We start from the raw sequence: 24,882 nt of genomic DNA on the forward strand, positions 1-24,882 counted from the left end.
CATGACAATCAAACGCTTAGAAGTGTCCAACCCCATTTACACACCCGATAACACGCAGTTTTTGACGATTCATTCCTCTCATCTTGAACGTCGCCATGATGTGTCTGTGTACAACGTGAACGCCCAAGGGCAAAACGTCCCGATTATTTTGCTGCTGCATGGCGTCTATGGGAACCATTGGGTATGGATGCATTTAGGCGGCGTTCATCTGGTATACGAGGCCATAAAACGCTCTCATCCTAGGCTGAATTTCGTACTGGTTATGCCCTCTGATGGCGGCCTGCAAGACGGCTCTGCCTATTTGCCAACAAAGCACGGGGATTACGAACAATGGATCATGCAAGACGTGCTAGCAGCCGTTGTGGAAACTGTGCCATGTGTGTCTGAATCCAGCCGTATTTATCTAACCGGCCTGTCGATGGGAGGCTACGGCGCATTACGCCTAGGAGCAAAATACTGCGACCAAATTAGCGCTATTTCCGCACACTCAGCCATCACCAAGATCGAGCAAATGAGTAACTTTACCAAGACACCGCTGACCCAATATCGTGGGGATAATAACGAGCAAGATAACCTGCTTTTTTGGTGTCAGAAACACGCTGCCACGCTGCCTCCTTTGCGCTTTGATTGTGGCGTAGAAGACCCTTTATTTGACGCCAATGTCGAGTTGCACCAGAACCTAGAAAAACTCAACATAGCACATCAGTTTGAACCGTTTCCTGGAGAACATAACTGGCCATATTGGCACCAACAGATTGAAAAGACATTTCGTTTCTTTCATCACATTGAGTCACAGAAACAAGCAACATAAGACAATAAATGCCATCCTAAATAAAAAGAAAAAAAGGAACCGTCATGAAAAAGCTCAGCTCATTATTAAGCCCTCTGATACTCGCCGCCGCACTAGCAAGTTCGGCCCATGCCGATACTCTTGTGATCAATTCGGACCAAGCCGATTCCGCACCAAAAGCGGCCTTCGAAAAGATCATTAGCAAATTCAAAGCAGAAAACCCTGACATCGACGTAAAGTACAACCTCTACGATAAAGAAGCCTATAAAACCGCCATCCGTAACTGGTTAGCGACCTCACCACCAGATGTTGTGTTCTGGTATGCGGGCAACCGTATGAAGACCTTTGTCGATCGGAACTTGTTTGACGATGTCAGTGATATCTGGGATGAGCTCAACCTCAAAGAGAGCATGCCGTCTTCTTTGTCTTCCATGACAATCAACAATAAGCAATGGGGCATTCCCTACACCTACTACCAAGTAGGCGTGTATTACCGCAAAGATTTGTTTGAAAAGTATGGCCTTTCTGAGCCAAAAACATGGCAAGACTTACTAGACGCCAGCGCAACACTAAAAGCCAATAACATTGCCCCCATCGCCATTGGTACAAAATTTCTATGGCCTGCTGCCGCTTGGTTCGACTACCTAGATTTGCGCCTTAATGGGCTTAAATTTCACATGGATTTGATGGAGGGTCGCATCGCTTATACTGACGAGCGAGTACGTAACGTATTCAAATATTGGCTAGAGCTGGTGAAACCAGGCTACTTCTTGGCCAATCATTCCTCTTACTCTTGGCAAGAAGCACAGCCTTTCTTATAGAATGGCACAGCGGCCATGTACTTGATTGGTAACTATATTGCGCCGAATTTCCCTAAAGAACTGGATGGAAAAATGGGCTTCTTTCAATTCCCCATCATAGATCCTAACGTTCCTGTCGCGGAAGACGCGCCAACCGACACCATTCATATACCCGCCAAAGCTCACAATAAAAAAGACGCTCGTAAGTTTCTTAAGTTTATGGCGCGGGCAGAGAACCAAACCTTGGTCAACGCTGCTTTGTTGCAAATCCCCACTAACAAACACGCCTCTGCGGTGGATAACTACTTCTTAAACAAAGGCGTAGAAGTATTAAGCAACGCCAGTGGCACCGCTCAGTTCTATGACCGTGACACTCACCCTAATATGGCAAAAGAAGGCATGAAGGGATTTCAAGAATTCATGGTCAAACCTGAACGTCTTGATAAGATACTCAATCGCCTAGAAAAAGTTCGTCAACGCACGTTTAAATAAGCCAATAAAAAAGCCCATGAAACTTGTCTCAACAGACGCTTCATGGGCTTTATCATTGATATGGTCTATCTCGAGAACAGCCTAGTCTGCAGTAACAAACGCTGCGGTATCAAACGCTTGACCAGTTTCTGTGGCTAGAATCGCGTGGCGATACGCTTTTGCCGTATCCGCTGCTGACACGCCTTCTGCCGTCTCCATGCCCATTTGCTCTAGGGTTTCTTTTAAGAATCTTGGGCTTACCGTATTCACTCTAAGCTCACCGGCTAACTCTAATGCAGCCGCCTTAGCAAAAGAATCTAACGCCGCATTCACTAGACTAACAGCCGATGACCCTTCGATAGGATGCTGAGCCAAATAACCAGAAGTAAAGGTCATGCTGCCGCCTTTTTTAACGTACTCACGACCAGCCTGAAAAAGGTTAATATGCCCCAAAATCTTGCTGTTTACCGTCGTCGCAAACTGCTCATAATTAAGTTCTTTGATGGGACCAAAGGCGATCTGACCTGTCGTTGAGATGATGGCATCTACCATACCGATTTTTTCAAACAAGGCATCAAGAGCGGCTCTGTCTTCGATGTCGACTTGATAATCACCGCCACTAAAACCCACTTTTACAACATCAAATTCGCTTAATTCTTTCGCTACCGCTGAACCAACGGTGCCCGTCGCTCCGATTAAAACAATCTTCATTTTAGTCTCCACTATTCATAAGGATTTAAGATAGAGAGGATCTTACTCTTGATTTATAATGCGAAAAATATCAACAATATAATTTCACTTGTCATTTTTACTGAATAATAAAATCTCGAAAAAGAAGCGAAGCTTAATGGACATCATCAAATCAATTCAAATATTTCAACAGGTTGCAAAAGAGCAAAGCTTTACTCGAGCAGCAGAGCAATTAAATTTGGTGCCATCGGCGGTCAGTCGACAAATTAATGAGTTGGAAAAGTGGCTGGGGATTCGCTTAATCAACCGCACCACTCGTTCTTTGCACCTAACAAAAGAAGGACGCGATTATTTAGAAAAAATGGCATTGATATTGGATCAAGTTGAGAGCCTACAACAGAGTCCGCAGAACCCTCAAACGCTAAAAGGCAAATTGCGTATCACAGCCCCGATGATGATTGGTCAACACATCCTGCCCGAGATACTCTCTGGCTTTAAATCTCAGCATTCTGAAGTACAAATATCGCTTTCTCTGATGAACCGAAAAGTCGATTTGATCGAAGAAGATTATGACCTTGCCATTCGAGCAGGCCACTTAGCAGACTCAAATTTATACGCCCGTGAGCTAGGCCACATCGCTTTCAAAACCGTTGCGGCGCCCAGTTACCTCGACACTCGCCCGCCTCTGCTTATGCCAAAAGACCTAGCGGATCATAACTGCTTGATAAATACAGCACTCACAACACCAAAACGTTGGCGTTATAAAATAGAGGATAAAAATAAAATGGTGAAAGTGAATGGCGATCTAGAAACCAACGAATCATTATGCCTACTCACCTTCGCAAAAGCCGGACACGGTGTGGCGCTGTTACCAGAACTGTATGTAAATCAAGATATTGCAGAGGGGAGCTTGGTCGAAGTCCTCGCCGATTTTGCGCCAGAACCATTACCAGTGCACATTTTATATGCTTCGAACCGCTTTCTTAACCCGACTCTCAAAGCCTTGATTAGACATATTAGTGATCAGTTTAATCACCGCCTATAATCAATCAATGACCCAGTATGTGGCCCATACAGCATAGGGGGAGAACGGAAAAGACTGAGTGCTATAACAAGAAATCGAGCTTATTTTGGCCAATAAAAAAGCCCCTAGAAGGTCAGTTTTCACTAACTTAAAAGGTTTAAGGCTTCTTAACCTAAAGCGTTTATCAACACTTTCAGAATGTGTAAAAGTCCCCTAAAGGGTTGTTAAAAATACAGGAACAGAAACGAAATGCAGCACAAGAGTACCACTACAAGCCCCACAAACGCTGTTTTGTTAAGAATTTAGCTTAGAAGAGAGGATTTTAGAGTAAACAGGTATTTTACAACCAACCCAAATAGGCCAACGACTAAGTCTTGTTAAGGAAGCATGATGGAAAAATCAGAAGCACGTAAAAAACTTACAGAATTATTAAGTAATGATGAAAGCCGGCAAAAGATAAACTCTAAAGTCACAAAATTGATTGCCCAGAGCCAGTTTAAAGAAACCGTTTATTTAAGCGACTGTCTACCGGAAGCCGCAGCCCATTATTTATCTATAATGGCTTATCCAGCACCCAACGAACATAGCGACAGAAAAAAATTTCACCGAGCCTTAATCTCTGCTGTGATTTTTGAGAAAGGGAGGCCCCAGGCTAAAAAAGAACTTGGCGAGAGGACTATAGAGAGACTTACAAAAGACTATGGAATTATGAGCAGATGGGATGCTATTGAGGATACAATCAGGAAAGGCAATAAAAAGCTAATGAATATGCTGTTCATTTATCACGCCTATACAAGGTACGAAGAATATCTTGTAATGTCTGAACCTTCCGACCCTCCTGCAAGTATAACCAAGTATATTGCCAGCACAGCTAGAGCATACCCACATTTGGGATATGACCCTGAAACGTTCACAATACTATTGAACACTAATGCCAACTTAAGCGAAGCCGATGAAATGAAAACGGCGCGACGTTATTGGTCTAAGAGTAAGCCTGCTTTACATCTTTTAGATGGTTATTATCATAACTATCTAAAGCATTGTCATTATGATGATCAACATATAAGACACTCTATTCTTAACCCTAGCTGGGTTGAGGGAGCAGTAAAATCTAGCCAATTAAAACTAGGGCGCGAATTACTTGATATTGAAATGGTTAAACATGGAGCTCCCAAGCACCATAAAATGAATTACGATCCAACTGAAGCTGTTTTCGTTGACCTTTTATGGGATCGATTTGTCGATAGAGGAGTGGGGATTTAAGAATTATCGGTTTTATGTCCTCCAAGAATAGTTTTTTCATATGGTGAAATATACTCCTATTCAAAACAACATAGGTATATTTTATGACTATAAAAATTGATCAAAACCCAAGAACCATACAGCTTGTAAAAGCTTTTCACATTAAACTGAGATGCGTACATACCATCCAATGGATTAAAAGTCATGATCATGGTTTAAATCCAATCAAGCTGGCTCACGGAAGCTGTGCTTGGTTATCTAAGATAGTAAAAACAAGATTTAAAGTGGAGGTATTAGCATGAATAATTCATACGCTCTATTATTTGGCGCGCCTGTTGATACTATTCCTACAGCAAAAAGCACTGGAGCTTTCAAACTTCTCAATATTTTGTCTGATGGACAAGCACATAGTCGTGAAAGCCTAGGTGAATCAATGAGATCTCCATTACAAAGCCTAAGAGGTGATCGTTTCCAATACTGGCTTATTCATTCCGTCAAACAAGATGCTAGTAAAACCACTCTATTACAACTAGACCCTCGACACTTATCTGGTGATTCTGAACAAGATGCTGCCGCTCGTTTAGAACGTCGTAGGCAGCTCAAGAAAGATTCTCACAAGCAAGCAATGCAAGAGCAACAACGATTACCCAAGGCTCTTGCCGAGCTATTGAAAGCCGAGAAAGACTATCTGAAAAATCTTGAAGCCGCCAACGATCCGACACAAGAATGTTACAAATAAGCTAGCCAACACTTGAGCATTTTTCATATTTATCAAAGCCTTGATTAGACATATTAGTGATCAGTTTAATCACCGCCTATAATCAATCAATGACCCAGTTTGTGGCCCATACAGCATAGGGAGAGAACGGAAAAGACTGAGTGCTATAACAAGAAATCGAGCTTATTTTGGCCAATAAAAAAGCCCCTAGAAGGTCTAGTTTTCACTAACTTTCTAGAGGCTTATTTTATATGGTGGGCCTGCCCCGACTTGAACGGGGGACCTGCCGATTATGAGTCGGATGCTCTAACCAACTGAGCTACAGGCCCTAAAAACGATCCGCATTATAGCTATATGCGCAACCAATGCCAAGATGGTTTTGCCTGTAAATTCAGTCTAATACAGAAAAAAGGCTACTTTTCTTGGCGTACTCAAGGTTCACGACTGACGAATTATCGCCCCAGGAGCAATACCCATTACTTTTTTAAAGGCGCGGCGAAACGCGGCTTCGCTTTGATAACCTAGCTCATCACAGAGAAGCGCTAGGTTGCTCTCCCCTCTTTTTATACGTTGAGCCGCTAGGCGCATCCGCCATAAGGTAAGGTAGGCCATCGGCGTAATGCCCATGGTACTTTTAAATAGGCCGCTGAACGCCGAGCGCGACATGCCTGCTTGTTGTGCCAAACTGGCCACTTGCCACGCTTGCTGTGGAGATTCATGAATAGCCACGATGGCTCTGGCGAGTTTGGCATCGCTTAACCCTGCGAGCAGACCAAATTGTACTTTTTTGGCCTGCATGAAAGATCTCAACAGATGCACCAAATGCGCTTCTGCCAATCGCTCTAAGACAATTTGAGAGCCACAACGTAACTGGGTGATTTCAGTAAGCAATAAAGTATTTAACGACAATAATGGCTGGGCGATCTCATCGCCTCTTTCTACCTTGACCCACTGCCCTGCAACGTCTAAAAGCGGATTGAGTGCTTTTTTGCCAAAATCGTACTCACAGATCAGCAGTTTGTTTGCCTCTCTATGATTCTCTGTAGGCGCTTTTGAGAGCGATGTGTCAAATGCAATACCAGACGCTAACCAAACCCCATCACCGGTTTTTAAGGTGATTAGCTGATTGTCTTTTGCTCGTAGAGTCAGCTCTCCTTCCATCATGTACAGCCAATAACTTGCGTCCGGAGAAAGGGGCAAATGCCCTTTTTCCTCCAAAAAAAGGCAACTGCTCACTGAGGTGGCTTTTGGACGAAACGCGCTTAACACAGAAGAAAGTCGATCCATTGTTTACCTAGCCTTATGAAAATACGATCTGCAATACATTTAGGATTATAAAACACCTATCGTATCGAATTTTATCGTAGTATGCCCTTATAGTAAAAATCAACGAAACATGAGGAGATACCAATGGTTGTACTAAAGCCTAGAGCCGCTACTCCAGAGTTAGCGCTTAACACTCTAACAGGCACTTGGTCTTTGGCTGAGCAAACGCCAGAGAATTTCACCATGATCGTCGTTTATCGTGGCCTACATTGCCCTAAATGCCGTGACTACCTAAAAGAACTAAGTCGTTTAGCCGATGACTTTATCGCAAAAGGTGTGAGTATTATCGCCCTTAGTAGCGACACTCAAGAACGCGCGCAGCAAGCTTCTACTGACTGGGCGATTGAAAATCTAACCATGGGCTACGGCTTAACGCCTGAGCAATCACAAGCATGGGGATTACATCGCAGCGCTGGACGCGGATTAACCAGCATCGGAATTGAAGAGCCGGCTGAGTTTACTGAACCAGGGTTTTTCCTTGTTCGCCCTGATGGCACTCTATATTGGAGTAACATCAGCACAATGCCATTTGCTCGACCACACTTTAGAGAAGTTCTAGGTGCTGTCGATTTTGCTATTAATAAAAACTACCCAGCCCGTGGTGAATTAATTTAATAGCGAGCGTGAATCTTTAAATGAATGAAAAAGCGAAATCCTTTTTGGGTTTCGCTTTTCTTCGTTTTTAAAACACATTAAAAAAACTCTCTTTCACTAACACTTCAAACAAAAAAACACTTCAGAAAACCATTTTTTTAACGATCACTTACTTCAGAAAAACATCAATTTTTTAATAAAAAAAAGCACATCTATAAAGACATGCTTTTTAAAAATTTACGTTTGCTTTCTATTAATAAAAATCGATATAACCGATTACTTACCCAGAGAGAATTTGTTGTCGTAGTCTCTAAACAGGTAAAGAGCCACAATCGCCGCCAGCATCGGCCATGCAGCATAAAAGAGTAAGTTTGATCCGGCCCAAGGGTCTAGGTAACGTCCAAAAGACACTAGAGTAGAGCTTAAGTGCATGATTAATATAATTAATGTTGCCCATCTTCTCTGAAAACCTATCAAAAAGCTCAGCACCAAAGCAAGTTGTAAGGCTCCCATGATATAAGCAATACTGGCACTTATGTCAGGAATAGAATAGAAAACTTTCATGACAGCAGCGGAATGGCTAGGATTCACAAACTTATCCACAGTCCACATAATTAGCACAATAAACACACTCAGTCGCAGCCCCAATAGGCTCCACTCAAGCTTTTCTTTCGATATGGTAATGGTACTCATTTTAAAACCCTTTTTAAAAACTTAATAAACCAAAGCTTTGAAAAACAAAAATTTATGCATTTATCCATACCGCAACCATTATTTAAGTTGTTTCTATAAAGCCATTCAAAACAAACCCACTTTAAAAAGAATAAGGAGAGAAAACAATATTAGATAACTGAGATGAACATTTTTATCTTTTTCACGCTGTTTATTGTTGAAAAAGAAAAGATGGGGATTTCAAACAAATAAAGGGAACTTATTCATATTTTAGCAATCCTCATTTAGAGAAACAGTCATATTTAAAAATCGCTAAGATAAACACCCAATATCCGTCAACACCCAGGCACTATTATGCTGAGTGAAACCTATTTTAGGGTAATAATCTATTGCTTGAGGAGCCGATAACAAGATCAATGAACATTCTGGCTTTAAGGCTTCTTTTGTCATCCTAATTAAGCTCTTACCCACTCCCATCCCTTGAATAGCTGGGTCCACCGCTAAATCAGATAAGTAGCAACAAAAAGCAAAATCCGTCACAGATCGCGCTACCCCAACTAATATTTGCTCCTGCCAGGCCGTGATCAACAGATCTGCATGACCTAACATGGCATTCACCACTTCTACTTTATCGATCGGCCTGCGCGCGCCCAAGGTTGTTTTTGCTAACAGGGTCGAAAATTGATCAGCGGTTATGGCTTCATTCACCTTATATTCTATGTTCATGGCGTTACCCTGTTCGTTGGAATCGTCACTAACAGCATAGATCATCTTTAACCAAAGCGGCGAGCAGCCTACCGCTTTTCTCCAGCCATTTCGATATTGCCCAAATAATGTGGAAGCGCTTAAAACCCGTTGTAATCCCGAGGTTTGCCCAGATGATAGACTGCTTATTATTCTCTGATTGAGTAACCTTGATTCATGCTCGCCATTAAATTGATTTTGTTCTTCATCGCACTCATTGTTACTGCCCTTTATGCGGTGAATTTAGCCCTAGCCGCCAAAGTCCCTTCTTTGCCTGAGGCAGACTCAGCTCATTATAAAAAGGCCAGATTTCACAATACTACACCCACCCCCAACATGCCTTTTCTCAAGACAGTGGCACTGTGGATTCGCTTTTTTACCGAGAAAAAAGTCAATACCACACCCGATGTCGAGATCCCTGTTCGGCCACTGAGTAAAATTGCATTAGCGGCCTTGAGTCACAATGAGCTTCACATTATTAAACTCGGGCACTCTTCTGTTTTGCTAAAAGTGTATGGTGAATATTGGTTACTCGACCCTGTCTTTTCTGAGCGAGCTTCGCCGTTTTCTTTTGCTGGACCAAAACGCTTCCACCAGCCGCCGATTGCTTTAAGAGATCTTCCTACTATCGATAAGGTGTTGATTTCGCACAACCATTACGATCACCTCGACAAAAGCAGCATTACAATACTAGCCAACAAAACCCGTGAATTCTTTGTCCCTAAAGGCGTTGATGGCGATTTGAAAAAATGGGGAGTAGAAAGTAGTAAGATAACCGTGTTTGATTGGTGGCAAGAGCGACAAACAAAGCAAGGAATGGTCGTGTTTACGCCAAGCCAACACTTCTCGGGGCGAGGGCTAAGCGATGGCAACCGCACATTATGGGGTTCTTGGGTGATCAAGACACCACAACAGAATCTGTATTTCAGTGGCGATTCTGGCTACTTTTCTGGCTTCAAAGAGATTGGCGACCGATACGGACCTTTTGACCTGACCATGATAGAAACAGGCGCTTACGATAAAGATTGGGCCAGCATTCATATGACGCCAGAGGAAAGCGTACAAACGCATCTCGACCTTAAAGGAAAGGTGATGCTACCCATACATAATGGCACCTTTGATCTGGCCTTTCACGCCTGGTACGACCCCTTTAACCGAGTTGTGGCGGAAGCAGAAAGGCGCGCTGTTGCATTAAGCACTCCAGAGTTTGGGCAAATATTCAACATCACAGACGCTCCAATAGAGAATCCATGGTGGCGAGTTTCTTCTTGAACTCGCCATTCGGCTAGTAGAAATGTCGGCTCTCTTCTTTTAAGTAGTTGATCAGTACTTGTAGCTTTTTCGGCAAATGCCCATATGGGTACTGAATGTAGACGGGCATAGGATCAGCACGCCAATCTGGTAAACAATTCACTAGGGAATCAGCATGATGCTTAGCTCGCATGTCGACCAAATAATTCGGCAGAATCCCCACGCCATTGCCTCTCACAATCGCGTCTGCGTGAAGCGTGAACTGATCCACGATTAAACGACTTTCGGGCACCTCAAAACACACCTTCCCATCGACATCATTCTCTAGGCAAATAGAACCTTCGTCATTTTTAATCATATCCACCCACGCGTAATGATGAAGCTCACTCGGATGCTGTATATGAGTCGTTTCTTCCAGATATTGAGGGCTGGCGTATACACCTTGTGATAATTCGCCTATTTTCTCTGCTTTTAGACCTTCATCTGCTGGCTGACCCACCCAAATGCTAACGTCATTTCCTGATAAACCTTGTACAGGGTTATTACCGGTTTTCACTTCCATGTTGACGCCTGGATGTTGATCCAAGAATTCAAACATTCGACTTGAGAACCAGCCTCTTATCAGCACGTTATGCACATAGACTGTCAGCTTACCAGTGACCTCTCCTTTTAAATCTTCAACCGCTTTCAGTCCTTCATCGGCTATTTCAAGCATTTTTCGGGCAAAGGGTAAAAATTGAAGGCCTGCTTCATTGGCAATTAATCGATTCGCTTGACGACGCAATAATGGCTGGTTGAGCACGGTTTCAAGATGATTGATGCGACGACTTAATGTCGATTTAGACACCCCAAGTTCAAGCGCACTCTCTTTTAAGTTACCGGTTCCCATTACTGATACAAACGTCTTTACTTCGTTCAAATCATACATACTTCGGTCCTAGAGCCTCTCCGGAAAATAAGAAAAAATCCGTCATATAAATTCATTATTTAGCAATGTTGCAGAAATTGAAACGGAGCGTGTCAACACATCGCATCAAATATGTAAGAAAATACAAATGATAAACATTCTCACTACTATTTTTAATGATTCACATCATACCCAAAAGTTCTCAAATATATAAGGAGATAATGCTCAAAATGACCTCTTCACCACGCCATTTTAAACGTACACTCGTCGCCGCTTTCATTAGCGCAGCAAGCTACTCGCCTATTCTATTGGCAGCAGATAACACCGCATTAGATAATACCGATGTGGCAAAAACCTTAGATCAGCTAGTAGTCACGGCATCTGGGCATGAGCAACAAATTACAGACGCGCCAGCGTCGATTACCGTGGTGACCCAAGAAGAACTAGAAAGCAAACCTTATAAAGATGTGACCGATGCACTGCAAGACGTACCGGGAGTGATGGTCACGGGCGGTGGTTCCAGCCAAGACATCTCTATGCGTGGCATGAGCGGTAAATACACCCTAATTTTGGTGGATGGTAAACGCCAAGGTTCACGTGAAACGCGACCTAACGGCGATAACTCAGGTATCGAACAAGGCTGGACACCGCCATTATCTGCTATCGATCATATCGAAGTGGTACGTGGCCCTATGTCTTCTCTTTATGGTTCAGACGCACTAGGTGGTGTTATCAACATCATCACCAAAAAGGTTCAGGATAAATGGGGCGGCGAAATTTCCGCCAGCACCACGATTCAAGACAACAACAAATCAGGCGACAGCCGCCAAGCCGACATCATGGTAAATGGCCCCTTGATCAAAGATAAATTGGGGCTGCAATTTTACGGTCAAGTTTCTCAGCGTGATGAAGATGACATTACCAATGGCTATGCTGACCAAGACATTAACAATGGCACCGCCAAGGTCACTTGGAAACTTTCTGACGATCAAGACATTGTCTTTGAAGCCGGCAAGGAAACCCAAAACCGAGACACCACAACTGGAAAGTCTTCAACGTCAGGTAGTGATACTAAATACACCCGCGATCACTACGCCGTCACCCACAATATTACTGTTGGTGATACCAGTGCTCAGACCTACATCACCAATGAGAAGATCGACAACCCAAGTCGAAATATGTACTACGAGGACACCGTTTTAAACAACCAAACGACCATCTCCTTTGATAGCCATATTTTGACCCTTGGTGGCCAATACCAGTACGAGAAGCTTGACGATTCTGGCAACAACTCAAGTAGTGGCATAGATCAGTTAACCAACTGGCAAGCAGCGCTGTTTGTGGAAGATGAATACTTCCTAACCGATGACCTTTCTTTAACCTCGGGGCTACGCTACAACAAGGATGAAAACTACGGAGATAACTTCTCACCACGCCTGTACGCCAACTGGAATTTCACACCAAATTGGACACTAAAAGGCGGCGTGAGCACAGGTTACCGCTCACCTGATTTGCGTCAAGGTACAGACGGCTGGGCACAGATAACTGGTGGCGGCGGCAGCACTACAGCTGTAATTCTAGGTAATTCAGATCTAGACCCAGAGAAAAGCGTCAGCGGCGAAGCAGGGCTTTATTGGAATAATAATAAAGGTACGCAAATCAGCGGGACGATATATCGCACCGACTATAAAGACAAAATAACAGAAATGAGTCTTTGTGACACCAGAACAGGGGATGCATCCTGTACATACGACGGAAATAGCTATACCTATATAAACCAAAGGTTTAATGTCGACCGCGTTGTTATGCAAGGGGTTGAGTTAACCCTAAATACGCACATTACCAAAAATGTTTCCTTCACGGGTAACTACACATACACAGACTCCGAACAGAAATCTGGTGCTTTCTCAGGCGAAGCGCTTAACCGTTTACCTAAGCACATGATCAATGCGACCACGAACTGGGTCATGAGCGACAAGATGAAATCTTGGGCTCGTGTTAATTACCGTGGTAAATCAAGCGATGGCTTAAGTCGTATTAGAATGACTAAAGGCATCCCTTCTTATACTTTCGTCGACACTGGCATGAGTTACGCTTTGACCAAAGATGTGACGGTTTACGCAGGCATCTACAACATACTGGACAAAGAAGTGGACTACGATACTTATGAAGAAGTGTTAGATGGCCGCCGCTATAACGCAAAAATCAGAATGACCTTCTAATCTAACAAGCCTAAACAGCACGAATAGAAAATCATCAAAAACCGTTACTATTTCCTAGTAACGGTTTTTTTCTATTAGACACAAGCATTTTCAAATCCCCTCTGCCTTTCTGGCGTGATTCACCCTTTCTACCCAGAGACAATATATTGGTCCACTCTATCAATGCCAATTATCTGTTACTACCTACAACCTTTGGTGCGACCATTCCTTAATGCCAAACAGGGTAATAAAGGGTCGTTTTTTTCTTTAAAAACAAAAAAACCGTTATCATGTTGTCATGATAACGGCTTTTTAATCTGACGACTTTAGAGCATCAAGAGATTAGTCTTGGTTAATAAAGTAGTTCACTACGTAAGCAGGAAGATCCGCTGCATTCACAACGATTTGCTCCATGGTGTCACGGTCACGAACGGTCACTGGTGCGCCTTCTTTTTCGATAGAATCGAAATCGACGGTGACACAGATTGGTGTTCCGACTTCGTCATGACGACGGTAGCCTTTACCTACGTTACCTGTGTTTTCATAAAGAATACGACCCAAGCCCAGTTTTTGAAGCTTGTTTTTTAATTCTTTCGCTAGCGCAACGATCTCTGGCTTGTTCTTCTTAAGCGGCATGATAGCGACTTTGATCGGCGCTAGATGAGGCTTAAATTTAAGAACCGTACGAGTCGAACCGTTTGGTAGCTCTTCTTCTGTATAAGCTTCTGTCATTACCGCAAGCAAACCACGGTCAAGACCAGCAGAAGGTTCGATACAGAAAGGCACTTCCCACTTGTTCGCTTCTAGATCACGAATCGCCAATTTCGCAGTAGAGTGTTCGTTCTTTTTCACTTTCGCAGAAAGACCAAACTCTTCTTGTGCTTTGGTATGAGAACCTAGATCGTAATCAGTACGGTTAGCAACACCTTCTAACTCTTCAAAACCGTGTGGAAAACGGTACAAGATATCCACAGTCGATTTTGAGTAATGCGCTAGGTCATCACCCGTTACGTATTCAAATTCAATATTCTCTGCGGCTAGGCCTTGATCCAACCACCACTGCTTACGAGCGCCGACCCAGAACTCATGCCATTTTTCGTCTTCACCAGGTTTGCAGAAAAACTCTAATTCCATCTGTTCGAATTCACGAACACGGAAAATAAAGTTACGTGGCGTGATTTCGTTACGGAAAGATTTACCGATCTGAGCAATACCAAAAGGCAAAGCGCGAGAAGTTGAATCAACCACGTTTTTAAAGTTAGTAAAAATACCCTGTGCGGTTTCTGGACGAAGGTAAGTGTAAGACTCTTCGTTTACCATTGGACCGACATTGGTTTTAAACATTAGATTAAAGTCACGAGGCTCTGTTACGTTCGTAGAACCACAGTTATCACACACTTTAATGTCTTTCATGTGGTCGGCACGCATACGAGATTTACATTCGTGGCAATCGACCATTGGGTCAGTGAAGGTATCTTCGTGACCAGAATATTTATAGACGTTTTTATTTTGGATGATGGCGGCATCCAAACCTTCTACGTCGTCACGTTCGTAAACCATCGAACGCCACCAAGCCGCTTTTAGGTTGTTTTTCAACTCAATACCTAACGGACCGTAATCGTAAGCGCCTTGCATACCACCGTAGATTTCACTGCCTTGGAAAATAAATCCGCGACGTTTACACAGGGAAACGAGTTCATCCATTGTTTTAGCTGGCATTTCTAAACACACCTTAAGCAAATTCGTTAATAGAAAAGACGCTCGACATAACTAAGAGCGCATATCAAAGAAAGTTATAACTAGGCATTGTACTCTGTGCCCGAATTTCCCTCAATGGCGATTACTCGGGAAAATAAAATCGCTTTTCAGCTGGGGAATGACAGTATTTCTCATTTAGCTAGGACGCTTATCGTTAATTCACAAATAGCGGAGGATGCAAGTACAAAAACATTCTTTTTTTGAACTTTTTAGGGTGTTTTTGCATTCATTTTGTAAGATAATTCGTATTAATTACACATTTGAAGCCGAGATCAGGATTTTCTATGCGCTCAACCTCCATTTTCCCTATTGTTCTTTTTGGCCTCTTTGGCGTGCTCCCGTTTGCAATATGGACGCTCTTCGCCATAACAGGCACAAGTTTGATGGGTTACTCTGGCGTTCAATTATTTGCCAGTTACGGCGCGATTATTTTGAGCTTCTTTAATGGCGTGGTTTTTGGGCAAGTTATAGAAAATCCTCAGCGTACTTATAGTCGTCGCGTGATGCTGTTTAGCCATCTTATCTCACTGTTGGCATGGGGAACCTTGCTAATGGGAGTCCCGACTCTTGCTGTCGTCGTTTTGTTACTCGGCTTTATTTCAACTTTTTGGCTAGAAATCCGTTGCCTGAAACTGCTTTTCGCACACAGCGATGGCCACTCTAGAACACGCTTTGTGCTCATCACTATTGTTTGTGTTTTGCATATTTTAGTGCTCTTTCCACATTATTAATAAAACGCTCTTTAGCATTAGCCCAAATGCCATCAAATAAGGTGCCTTGCACCATTAGGTTAATGCTAAGAAATCAGGCTAAGAAACGGACATTTATCACTGCAGCATCACTCATTTTGAGGTTTATTCAGACAGAACGATTGAGGACAATGCTATGCCTTTCAATGCCCTTATCATTGGCGCGAGCAGTACCATAGCCCAAGCTGCCGCAGCGCTATTCGCACAAGACCCTGACTGCCAACGGGTTTTCACGGTCAGTCGTACCCCAGCTAACCTTTTCGCAAACAAAGTCACGTCTCTATTATGCGATTACAGTGACGACTCCATCGACACCATTTGCCACACCTTAAAACCTTATGCTGGCACTTTTAGCAGAGTGCTCATTTGCAATGGCGTATTACACAATGAGGCCAGCAACGAGTCGGCCTCCTCACGCATGCCCGAGAAAAAACTCGAAGACATTAGCGCCGATCAATTAGCTCGCCTTTACCACTCTAATAGCATTATTCCGATGCTTTGGATCAGTCGTCTTTTGCCATTACTAAAAAGCGAAAACGCGGTAAAAGTCGCGGTGTTCAGCGCTCGAATCGGCAGTATCGCAGACAATAAAATTGGCGGCTGGTACAGCTATCGCGCGTCTAAAGCCGCCTTAAATATGCTGATACAAACCAGTGCCATTGAATACGCAAGACGCGCCCCGAACGTAAAACTCATCGCCTTTCATCCAGGTACAACAGACACGCCCCTGTCAAAACCCTTTCAAAATAATGTGCCCAAAGACAAACTGTTTACCCCTGAATTTGTCGCTGAAAGGGTTTTATCGGTACTAGAGAGTGCGCCCGTAGACCAACAAGCCGCGTATTTAGACTGGAACAATAAGCCTATTGAATGGTAAAACGCTGCATAGAAAAGCAGAAGACATGCTAACCATCAACAACGAGCTCCCTATGGATGATCTGGATCAGACTGACCGCAAAATACTCAACCTACTGCAGAAAGACGCGACCTTAACTGCGACTCAAGTAGCCGATCATGTTGGTTTATCACAATCTCCTTGTTGGCGACGAATCAATCGCCTGGAACAAGAGGGCTACATTCAATCTACTCAAGCGATTTTGAATCGTCATAAAGTGGGGCTAGATATTGTGGTGTTAGTGAACATAAAGCTGTCTTCCCACGGCAGAAAGATGCTGGATGAGTTCGAACAATCTATTGTCGACTTTTCAGAAGTGGTGGAATGCTGGACGATTTCAGGGTCGATGGATTACAGCTTGCGAGTGGTCGCAAAAAACATTGGCAGTTATGAAACCTTTCTACGCAGCAAGTTATTACAGTTACCGCATATCCAAGAAGCACAAAGCCATTTCACAATGCGTGAAGTCAAGAATGTCACCCAGCTTCCTATCGACTAAAAGTGGTCACTTTGTCGTCACTGTCACTGGGTAACAAACAGTAAGAGTGGCTTATTACTTAAGCAGTGGATCGTCTTTAGGCAGTAGCTTTTGAATCCACAAGGCCAGTTTATGCTTCATGCTTGGCAAATCTTCTTTATCCGCAGGTAGCCCCACAATCAATTTATCCAAAACCAATAAACGGTAAATGGCTTCTGTTTTCTCGTTCGCTGACATAGTGGCAGAAAAACCATCATAGCCTCGCTTTAAAGCATAGTTTTCACCAACTTGAATGGCTTTTTTACTCAGTGCGGCTTCGTTCTTAACTTTTTTCATGGATTTCCTCACCTGTTCAGTTATCAATACAGCGATGCTTTTCAAGCATTGTCGACACATTGCATAAAAACGCGATTTGAGACATTTACTCGACTCTAGCAGTTTTTTCCTCTTTGCCACACTTTTCTCAGCAATAAACCGTAAAAAACGATTATTAAACAAGGCGTTGTCGATAATCCTTCAATAATAAAACCTATATTTGTCATCAAAAACACAAAATCAAACCTTAAATTGTCGACAATCATGCTTGATATACGCCTAAATCAAGGCTATAAAGAAACACATTGTCGACAATAGAGTGATTTACCCCTTTATGAATAACCTTGTTTCCATCAAATCTGCCACCTTATCTGAAGATATTGCGCAGCAACTTAGTAATGCGATCGTACAAGGTGAGATTCCACAGGGCAGTAAAATCTCCGAGCCTGAGCTCGCCAAACAATATGGCGTCTCTAGAGGGCCTCTTAGAGAAGCCATCGTCAAATTAGAAGGGCTTGGTCTAGTGACCCGCACCGCCAATGTGGGCGCTCGTGTTATCCAACTGAATATCCAAGACATGCTAGACACCTTTAGCATGCGTGAAGCACTAGAAGGCATGGCCGCTAGACTCGCGGCGACATCCATGCCGCTTACCGAAGTCAATCGTCTGTATACCTTGCTTGATAAACACCAAGCCTATCTCGATGACAACCAAGATGAACATTATGTTCAGCAAGGCGGTAATGATGACTTTCATTTGCGCATCATCCACGCCAGCGGCAACGCCAAGTTAGTGCGTCTGCTGACCGAAGAATTGTACGCAGTGATTCGCATGTATCGCCGTCATACGGCCGACCAACGCAGCGATCCGCGCCAGGCATTACGTGAACACAGAGCGATCCTAGACGCCATTGCCAATCACGAAGGCGACCTCGCCGAATTGCTGATGCGTCGTCATATCAGTCGGGCAAGTCATTTGTTGAAGCAAGCGATGGAGCACAGCGCCCTCGCCTCACAATAAGTCGACCCCATTTATTAGAACAACAAAAAGAGAGCTAAATCATGACTAATCTTTCAGCCGGTGCCCGCTTTAGAAAAGCGGTACAAACACAATCACCACTGCAAGTCGTTGGTACCATCAACGCCTATTGCGCCATGATGGCCGAACAAACCGGACACCATGCTATTTACCTATCGGGGGGTGGTGTCGCCAATGCTTCTTATGGTTTGCCTGACTTAGGCATGACAGATTTACACGACGTGCTAGAAGACGTACGCCGTATTACTTCCGCGTCTAACTTGCCCTTGTTGGTTGATATCGATACCGGCTTCGGTGGCGCGTTTAACATTGCCAGAACCGTTCAACAAATGGAAAAAGCGGGCGCCGCTGCCGTCCACATTGAAGACCAAGTTCAGCAGAAACGCTGTGGTCATCGCCCAAACAAGGCCATCGTTAGCCAAAGTGAAATGGTCGATCGTGTCAAAGCCTGTGTCGACGCTCGTAATGACGACGATTTTGTCATCATGGCACGCACTGATGCCTTGGCGGTAGAAGGTATGGAATCCGCGATTGAACGCGCCATTGCGTGTGTAGAAGCCGGCGCCGATATGATCTTCCCAGAAGCCATGATCACCTTAGATCAGTACAAAGAATTCGTCGCGGCGGTAAAAGTGCCAGTACTGGCCAATATCACCGAATTTGGCGCAACCCCACTGTTTAGCAAAGAAGAGCTGGCCGGCGCAGGCGTTGACCTAGTGCTTTACCCGTTGAGTGCATTCAGAGCCATGAATAAAGCCGCCTTAAACGTCTATCAACATCTACTAAACGACGGCCACCAACGTGCAACCGTCGAGACGATGCAAACGCGCAACGAACTCTACGATTTTTTGAACTACCATGATTACGAAGACAAGCTAGACGCGCTTTTCTCAGAGCAAAAGACGCAAAAATAAGGCGTTGATCAATCTCTAAAAAGCACAAAGCACACTTAATCTAATGATTTCTCAGCGAACAATAATAAAGGAGAGACGACATGGCTAAAGTACTTTCTGGTGCCGGGCTACGCGGTCAAAGTGCAGGCGAAACAGCGCTTTGTACCGTCGGTAAAGCCGCCGCAGGGTTAACCTATCGAGGCTATGACATCGATGTATTAGCCGACCATGCAAGCTTTGAAGAAGTGGCGTATCTATTACTCTATGGCGCCTTGCCAAATCGGATTCAGCTGCAAGATTACGAGCACAAACTGATGCAGCTGCGCAGTCTGCCAGAAGCACTAAAAGCCGCTTTGGAGCTAATACCAAAAGACGCGCATCCTATGGATGTCATGCGCACTGGCTGCTCCTTTTTAGGCAACCTTGAGCCAGAGCTAAGTTCTGAACAGCACGCCTTTTCAGGCCAATTGGCCGCTGCAGACCGCCTGATCGCCACCTTACCTGCCATGGTTGTTTATTGGTATCGCTTTACCCATGATGGCGTGCGCATCGACACCCAGAATAGTCACGTGCCGTCTTTGGCTGGGCATTTTTTGACCATGCTCCACGACCAAGAACCGAGCGAATTACACACCAAGGTCATGAACGTTTCTTTGATTCTGTATGCCGAGCATGAATTCAATGCTTCTACCTTTACCGCTCGTGTCTGTGCTTCCACTTTATCGGACATGCACTCTTGTGTAACCGGTGCCATTGGCAGCTTACGTGGCCCACTGCATGGCGGAGCAAACGAAGCCGCAATGGAGATGATCGAGCCTTGGCAATCCGCCGATGAAGCCGAAGCTGCCCTCCTGGAAAAACTCACCAATAAAGAAAAAGTCATGGGCTTTGGTCATGCCATTTATAGCGAGCGTGATCCGCGTAATGACATCATCAAAAAATGGTCTAAAAAGCTCAGCGAAGAAACCGGCGATGATCACTTATACGCCGTTTCAGAGCGCTGTGAAGCTGTGATGTGGCGGGAGAAAAAACTCTTCTGTAACGCCGACTTCTTCCACGCTAGTGCTTATCGCTTTATGGGCATTCCAACCCAGTTGTTCACGCCCATTTTTGTCTGCTCTCGCATCACTGGATGGGCTGCCCATGTCATGGAGCAGCGAGCGAACAACCGGATCATTCGCCCTAGCGCAGATTATACCGGCCCAGACCATGCAGAATGGATCGCCATAGACGATCGGCCATAAGCCTATCTTCAATGGTATTTAGACAGGCTATTTCAGAACCCTATTGATAACAAAAATAACTCTCTTCTATTTTAAAGGAAAGAACATGAGCGCCAACGTAGATGTAAATAACCGCCCTGATTATGATCAAGTCATCCAAGACATCGCTGACTATGTGATTGATTATAAAGTCACCAACCAAGAAGCGCTCGACACCGCTCGTAATTGCTTGATGGATACCCTAGGCTGTGGCTTGCTTGCCCTACGCTTCCCTGAATGTACTAAGCATTTAGGGCCCATCGTACAAGGCACAGTGGTACCAAATGGCGCGCGTGTGCCTGGCACCTCGCTATCCCTTGACCCTGTTAAAGCCGCTTGGGATATCGGTTGTATTATTCGCTGGCTTGATTACAACGACACTTGGTTGGCGGCAGAATGGGGACACCCTTCTGACAACTTAGGCGGTATTCTGGCCGTTGCTGATCACTTGTCACAAGTTCGCTTATCGAATGGCGAAGCGCCTCTTACCATGCGCGAAGTGCTAGAAGCCATGGTTATGGCGCACGAGATCCAAGGTGTGATCGCTCTTGAAAACTCCTTTAACCGCGTGGGTTTGTGTCACGTATTACTGGTCAGAGTCGCTTCTGTAGCCGTTGTCACTAAAATGATGGGCGGCGACCGTGAGCAAATCATGGCGGCCATTTCTCAAGCTTGGGTCGATGGTTCGGCGCTGCGTACTTATCGCCATGCACCAAATGCCGGTTCTCGTAAATCTTGGGCAGCGGGCGACGCTACCTCGCGCGCAGTACGTCTAGCGGACATGTCGATGCGTGGTGAAATGGGCGTACCAAGTGTGCTAACCGCGCCACAATGGGGCTTCTATGATGTGTCTTTTGCGAAAACAAACAAAGACCAAGCGATCAAGCCAGAAGCAGAGCGTCAATTCTCTTTCTCCCAAGACTACGGCACCTATGTGATGGAAAACATCTTGTTTAAGATTTCTTTCCCGGCAGAATTCCACGCTCAAACGGCCGCTGAAGCCGCCGTGACTCTGCACCCTCAAGTCAAAGACCGTTTGGCTGAGATCGACAAAATCGTCATTCGTACTCATGAATCTGCGATTCGTATCATCTCGAAATCAGGCCCATTAGCCAATGCCGCCGACCGCGACCATTGCTTGCAATACATGGCAGCGGTGCCATTGGCTTTTGGTAACTTAATTGCCGAGCATTACGAAGACGACTTCCACGCAGCGAACCCTATTATTGATGAACTGCGCGAGAAAATGGAGATTGTTGAGGACAAACGCTTCACCGCAGAATACTTAGAAGCGGACAAACGCTCCATCGCCAACGCGATCCAAGTGTTCTTCAAGGACGGCAGCAGCACAGACGAAGTGGTTGTCGAATACCCAGTGGGCCATCGCCGTCGTCGTGAAGAAGGCATTCCGCTCTTAGAGCAGAAGTTTAAAAACAACTTGGCAACACGTTTTCCAAGCCGTCAGTGCCAAAACATCTTCACCCTTTGCAAAGACCAAACTAAGTTAGAACAAACCCCTGTGAATCGCTTTATGGATTTATTTGTTATCGCGTAATCTGCGTTTAGCTAAAGCGTAAACCCAAGCAGTCACATAATGCTCACAGACCTTTGTCTCTGGGCATTTTTTTCCTTAGAAAGCCTTCTTTCCCCCTGAGTTTCTCCTTAATCATCCGGCTTTTCGTAGATAATATGAAACCGCTTATTAGGTGCTTACCGTGGCCCGCTAAAAAAACTATCATCCGCCCGTTTTTATTAAAGAATTCGTTAAAAAATTGAAAGTTTAATCAATAACCTATAAATTATTTTTATAGATCGCCTCACAATAATAAAAACACCAGAATTTTAAAGAATCACTCATTGCCTCAAAGAGACGCTTTTAATTGCCCATAAAGCGTCCAGCCAAGCTATACCTAGTGGTTTTTAGCGTTTCCCCCTTTAAATGTTTAAACGTACGCTCGCTTCTCTATTAAGGAATAAAGCATGTTGTCTTATTTAAAAAAATCGCCGCTACCGCAGCAGCTCGGTTTAAGTGCCTTATCGGCCGTTGTGATTATTTTTTTGTTGCTCATTCTGTTGATGAGAATGCTCTTTAGTGAGCAAATCAATAAAATAGTCACCAGTCATCAAGAAAAAGAAGTCGAACTGATTTCTAATCAATTACACGATAAGTACGAACAGTTAAACCGCCGCACGCTGCGCGATGGAGAGTTACTTAACTTAGCGCTCGACGATCTCAAAGTAGATAAGAGCAACACCATAAACATGAAGGGTTATCAGGTTCCAACCTTGTCCCTGGACGAGCAAATACTCAATGGTAAAAATCGCTTTATTAGCCATTTCGCCAGCAGTATTGAGCTGCAAATTGGATTAATCATTAATCAAGGTGGCAAGCTTATTCGTTTAACCAGCTCACTGGATGAGATTGGAGGAGAACCCGCCATTGGCAGCGAGATTCCTCGTTTATCCCTTGCTTATAAAGCGATTCAGCAAGGTCGCGTGTTTGCCGGTAAAATAGGCATTAATAAACAAAACTACTTTGCTCGATACGCAAAGGTCAGCGGCTCATCTGATCTTTATTATGAGCTTTTGATTCCTTACGCCAGCGTTCTTGCGCCCATTGCTCAGTCTCTCAATAACATTAAATTCGGCAAAAGTGGTTATGTCTACGTTACCAATAGCGGCGAACATAAAGGCACTCTTCTCGTTCATCCAAATAAAGAGATAGTTGGCAAAAACCTGATAGAAATGTACCCAAGTATAAATAGTGCCTTAGATAAAATGTATCAACACGATAAAGGCATTACCCGTTATGCGCTAAGAATACCGGGGCAAGACGACACATTGCGCCCATCTAAAATTGTCTTCAAAAAAGTGCCTGGCTGGGATTGGGTCGTTGCTTTGAAATCTTACGATGATGAGTACAAGGAAGAAGTAAACGGTGTGTTATGGGGAATTAGCTTACTTTGTGCATTTGCGTCACTCTTTTTAGCCTGCATTTTATGGATTTTCATTCGCCGCGCATTAAAACCTCTGCAAGACATTTCTTATGGCTTGAATCAGCTAGGGCAAGGAAATTTGGCGTTTGAGTTTTCCAGCAACAAAGATCACAACAGTCGCAATGAAGTTGACTTATTACAGAACGATACGATACGTATGCGGGATAGCCTTATTAGCCTGATCAATAAGGTATTAATGTCTAGCAATGAATTGCTCGCCTCCACACAAGCCATCTCAAATGCCAACTTAGATTTAAAAGAAAGCGCGAACAACAGCAAAGATGCCAGCATTCAAGTGGCGTCGGCAGTCACGCAAATTTCCGCCTCCATTGAAGAAGTCGCCCAAAGCGCCACCGAGGTGTCGAGCGAATCCGTTGCGGTGCAAGTCTCCACGGAAAGCGGCCATGAAGCAGTGAAACAAGTTGAAGAAACCGTTAGTAAGTTGTCGTTCGCTTTTAGCCAAGCTTCTGAAACCATTGCCAGTGTCGAAGCCAGCTCCAACAACATCGGAGCCGTTGCGACTGTGATTAATGAAATCGCCGAGCAAACAAACTTATTGGCGCTAAACGCCGCCATTGAAGCCGCTCGCGCTGGGGAGCATGGACGTGGTTTTGCAGTCGTCGCCGACGAAGTTCGTGTGCTTGCACAACGCACTCAGCAATCGACTGAAGAAATTCGCAAGGTCATTGATACCCTGCAATCAAACAGTCGATCAGCGGTGACTGAAATGAACAAAGGCCGTGAACAAGTGGACAATAGCGTCAAGCAGACCATGTACGCAGGAGAGGTGTTAGATCAAATCTTCAAATCCACTCAGACCGTCGCAACGGGCATTACAAATGTGGCAGCGGCCACCGAGGAGCAAAGTGTCGCGGCCACTCAAATTCGTCAGAATTCAGAGTCTCTGCAAGAGGCAGCCATCGCCACATTGCAACAATCGGATATCTCTCAAGGACACAGCCAGCACATTCGAGAACTGGCGAAATCTCTACAAAAAGATCTAGACGCCTTCACGCTTAAATAAGCTTAAGTTGGCTATGCCTCATGGTCACAGTATCATACGCTGA

The 24,882-nt window shown here is 44.4% G+C and carries 22 protein-coding genes, 1 tRNA gene and 1 pseudogene; 16 read left to right on the plus strand and 8 right to left on the minus strand.

Annotated features, from left to right (window positions below; all coding sequences use genetic code 11):
• Position 1: 1 nt before the first annotated feature.
• The gene (locus E0D71_RS03430) at positions 2 to 811 is read left to right on the plus strand and encodes an alpha/beta hydrolase-fold protein (protein WP_133001880.1); all 810 of its coding nucleotides are present in this window, start codon (positions 2 to 4) and stop codon (positions 809 to 811) included.
• Between the two features lie 44 nt (positions 812 to 855).
• A pseudogene (locus E0D71_RS03435) lies at positions 856 to 2,082 on the plus strand (extracellular solute-binding protein).
• Positions 2,083 to 2,163: 81 nt separating this feature from the next.
• Here the strand turns inward: E0D71_RS03435 and E0D71_RS03440 are convergent.
• Positions 2,164 to 2,772 carry a short chain dehydrogenase gene (locus tag E0D71_RS03440; RefSeq protein WP_133001881.1) on the minus strand — a complete coding sequence of 203 codons (609 nt, stop codon included), beginning with the start codon at positions 2,770 to 2,772 and terminating at the stop codon, positions 2,164 to 2,166.
• Between the two features lie 136 nt (positions 2,773 to 2,908).
• Here E0D71_RS03440 and E0D71_RS03445 point away from each other — a divergent pair, with 136 nt between their 5' ends.
• The 3 genes from E0D71_RS03445 to E0D71_RS03455 all read left to right on the plus strand — a co-directional run bounded on the left by E0D71_RS03445 (position 2,909) and on the right by E0D71_RS03455 (position 5,756).
• Positions 2,909 to 3,796, plus strand: coding sequence for a LysR family transcriptional regulator (locus E0D71_RS03445; protein WP_133001882.1), 888 nt, complete (start codon positions 2,909 to 2,911; stop codon positions 3,794 to 3,796).
• 369 nt (positions 3,797 to 4,165) lie between these two features.
• Positions 4,166 to 5,038: a hypothetical protein gene (locus tag E0D71_RS03450; RefSeq protein ID WP_133001883.1), complete on the plus strand. Its 873-nt coding sequence runs from the start codon at positions 4,166 to 4,168 to the stop codon at positions 5,036 to 5,038.
• A gap of 277 nt (positions 5,039 to 5,315) precedes the next feature.
• Complete coding sequence (locus E0D71_RS03455; RefSeq protein WP_133001884.1) at positions 5,316 to 5,756, plus strand: hypothetical protein; 441 nt, start codon at positions 5,316 to 5,318, stop codon at positions 5,754 to 5,756.
• A gap of 231 nt (positions 5,757 to 5,987) precedes the next feature.
• Here E0D71_RS03455 and E0D71_RS03460 read toward each other — a convergent pair.
• Positions 5,988 to 6,064: transfer RNA gene (locus tag E0D71_RS03460), tRNA-Ile, on the minus strand.
• 109 nt (positions 6,065 to 6,173) lie between these two features.
• Positions 6,174 to 7,022 carry an AraC family transcriptional regulator gene (locus E0D71_RS03465; protein WP_133001885.1) on the minus strand — a complete coding sequence of 283 codons (849 nt, stop codon included), beginning with the start codon at positions 7,020 to 7,022 and terminating at the stop codon, positions 6,174 to 6,176.
• A 123-nt stretch (positions 7,023 to 7,145) separates the two neighbouring features.
• Between E0D71_RS03465 and E0D71_RS03470 the strand changes: the two genes are divergently transcribed.
• Positions 7,146 to 7,676: a peroxiredoxin-like family protein gene (locus E0D71_RS03470; protein ID WP_133001886.1), complete on the plus strand. Its 531-nt coding sequence runs from the start codon at positions 7,146 to 7,148 to the stop codon at positions 7,674 to 7,676.
• A gap of 255 nt (positions 7,677 to 7,931) precedes the next feature.
• Here E0D71_RS03470 and E0D71_RS03475 read toward each other — a convergent pair whose 3' ends face one another.
• Together E0D71_RS03475 and E0D71_RS03480 are read right to left on the minus strand one after the other, a co-directional pair.
• Positions 7,932 to 8,348, minus strand: coding sequence for a DoxX family membrane protein (locus E0D71_RS03475; protein WP_133001887.1), 417 nt, complete (start codon positions 8,346 to 8,348; stop codon positions 7,932 to 7,934).
• A 291-nt stretch (positions 8,349 to 8,639) separates the two neighbouring features.
• Positions 8,640 to 9,053, minus strand: coding sequence for a GNAT family N-acetyltransferase (locus tag E0D71_RS03480; RefSeq protein ID WP_133002118.1), 414 nt, complete (start codon positions 9,051 to 9,053; stop codon positions 8,640 to 8,642).
• 195 nt (positions 9,054 to 9,248) lie between these two features.
• On the opposite strand from E0D71_RS03480, the gene E0D71_RS03485 reads away from it, so the two are divergent.
• Positions 9,249 to 10,343 (plus strand): MBL fold metallo-hydrolase, encoded by a 1,095-nt coding sequence (locus E0D71_RS03485; protein ID WP_133001888.1) that lies wholly within the window; start codon positions 9,249 to 9,251, stop codon positions 10,341 to 10,343.
• Positions 10,344 to 10,356: 13 nt separating this feature from the next.
• Here the strand turns inward: E0D71_RS03485 and E0D71_RS03490 are convergent, their stop codons facing one another.
• Positions 10,357 to 11,250, minus strand: a complete 894-nt coding sequence (locus E0D71_RS03490; RefSeq protein WP_133001889.1) for a LysR family transcriptional regulator — start codon at positions 11,248 to 11,250, stop codon at positions 10,357 to 10,359.
• 209 nt (positions 11,251 to 11,459) lie between these two features.
• Between E0D71_RS03490 and E0D71_RS03495 the strand changes: the two genes are divergently transcribed.
• Positions 11,460 to 13,451, plus strand: a complete 1,992-nt coding sequence (locus E0D71_RS03495; RefSeq protein ID WP_133001890.1) for a ligand-gated channel protein — start codon at positions 11,460 to 11,462, stop codon at positions 13,449 to 13,451.
• 321 nt (positions 13,452 to 13,772) lie between these two features.
• On the opposite strand, the gene E0D71_RS03500 is transcribed toward E0D71_RS03495, so the two are convergent.
• Entirely contained in the window at positions 13,773 to 15,149 is a 1,377-nt protein-coding gene (locus tag E0D71_RS03500) for a glycine--tRNA ligase (protein WP_133001891.1), read from the minus strand.
• A 323-nt stretch (positions 15,150 to 15,472) separates the two neighbouring features.
• On the opposite strand from E0D71_RS03500, the gene E0D71_RS03505 reads away from it, so the two are divergent.
• From E0D71_RS03505 to E0D71_RS03515, 3 genes are all read left to right on the plus strand, one after another.
• On the plus strand, positions 15,473 to 15,919 hold the full coding sequence (locus E0D71_RS03505) for a DUF3429 domain-containing protein (protein ID WP_133001892.1): 447 nt from the start codon (positions 15,473 to 15,475) through the stop codon (positions 15,917 to 15,919).
• Between the two features lie 154 nt (positions 15,920 to 16,073).
• Positions 16,074 to 16,814: an SDR family NAD(P)-dependent oxidoreductase gene (locus E0D71_RS03510; RefSeq protein ID WP_133001893.1), complete on the plus strand. Its 741-nt coding sequence runs from the start codon at positions 16,074 to 16,076 to the stop codon at positions 16,812 to 16,814.
• The gene (locus E0D71_RS03515) at positions 16,804 to 17,331 is read left to right on the plus strand and encodes an Lrp/AsnC family transcriptional regulator (protein WP_243711914.1); all 528 of its coding nucleotides are present in this window, start codon (positions 16,804 to 16,806) and stop codon (positions 17,329 to 17,331) included. Before E0D71_RS03510 ends, E0D71_RS03515 begins: the two co-directional genes overlap by 11 nt.
• 54 nt (positions 17,332 to 17,385) lie before the next feature.
• Here E0D71_RS03515 and E0D71_RS03520 read toward each other — a convergent pair whose 3' ends face one another.
• Positions 17,386 to 17,646, minus strand: a complete 261-nt coding sequence (locus E0D71_RS03520; RefSeq protein ID WP_133001894.1) for a DUF5062 family protein — start codon at positions 17,644 to 17,646, stop codon at positions 17,386 to 17,388.
• Between the two features lie 313 nt (positions 17,647 to 17,959).
• Here E0D71_RS03520 and E0D71_RS03525 point away from each other — a divergent pair, with 313 nt between their 5' ends.
• The 5 genes from E0D71_RS03525 (at position 17,960) to E0D71_RS03545 (ending at position 24,839) form a co-directional block, all read left to right on the plus strand.
• Positions 17,960 to 18,646: a GntR family transcriptional regulator gene (locus E0D71_RS03525; RefSeq protein WP_133001895.1), complete on the plus strand. Its 687-nt coding sequence runs from the start codon at positions 17,960 to 17,962 to the stop codon at positions 18,644 to 18,646.
• Positions 18,647 to 18,687: 41 nt separating this feature from the next.
• Complete coding sequence (gene prpB, locus E0D71_RS03530; protein WP_133001896.1) at positions 18,688 to 19,578, plus strand: methylisocitrate lyase; 891 nt, start codon at positions 18,688 to 18,690, stop codon at positions 19,576 to 19,578.
• An 80-nt stretch (positions 19,579 to 19,658) separates the two neighbouring features.
• Complete coding sequence (gene prpC, locus E0D71_RS03535; protein WP_133001897.1) at positions 19,659 to 20,801, plus strand: 2-methylcitrate synthase; 1,143 nt, start codon at positions 19,659 to 19,661, stop codon at positions 20,799 to 20,801.
• A gap of 85 nt (positions 20,802 to 20,886) precedes the next feature.
• Positions 20,887 to 22,374, plus strand: coding sequence for a 2-methylcitrate dehydratase (prpD, locus tag E0D71_RS03540; protein WP_133001898.1), 1,488 nt, complete (start codon positions 20,887 to 20,889; stop codon positions 22,372 to 22,374).
• A 425-nt stretch (positions 22,375 to 22,799) separates the two neighbouring features.
• Positions 22,800 to 24,839 (plus strand): Cache 3/Cache 2 fusion domain-containing protein, encoded by a 2,040-nt coding sequence (locus E0D71_RS03545; RefSeq protein WP_133001899.1) that lies wholly within the window; start codon positions 22,800 to 22,802, stop codon positions 24,837 to 24,839.
• The last annotated feature ends 43 nt before the right edge of the window (positions 24,840 to 24,882 follow it).

It is taken from the genome of Marinomonas sp. KMM3893 (assembly GCF_004352855.1).
Classification (GTDB): domain Bacteria; phylum Pseudomonadota; class Gammaproteobacteria; order Pseudomonadales; family Marinomonadaceae; genus Marinomonas; species Marinomonas arenicola.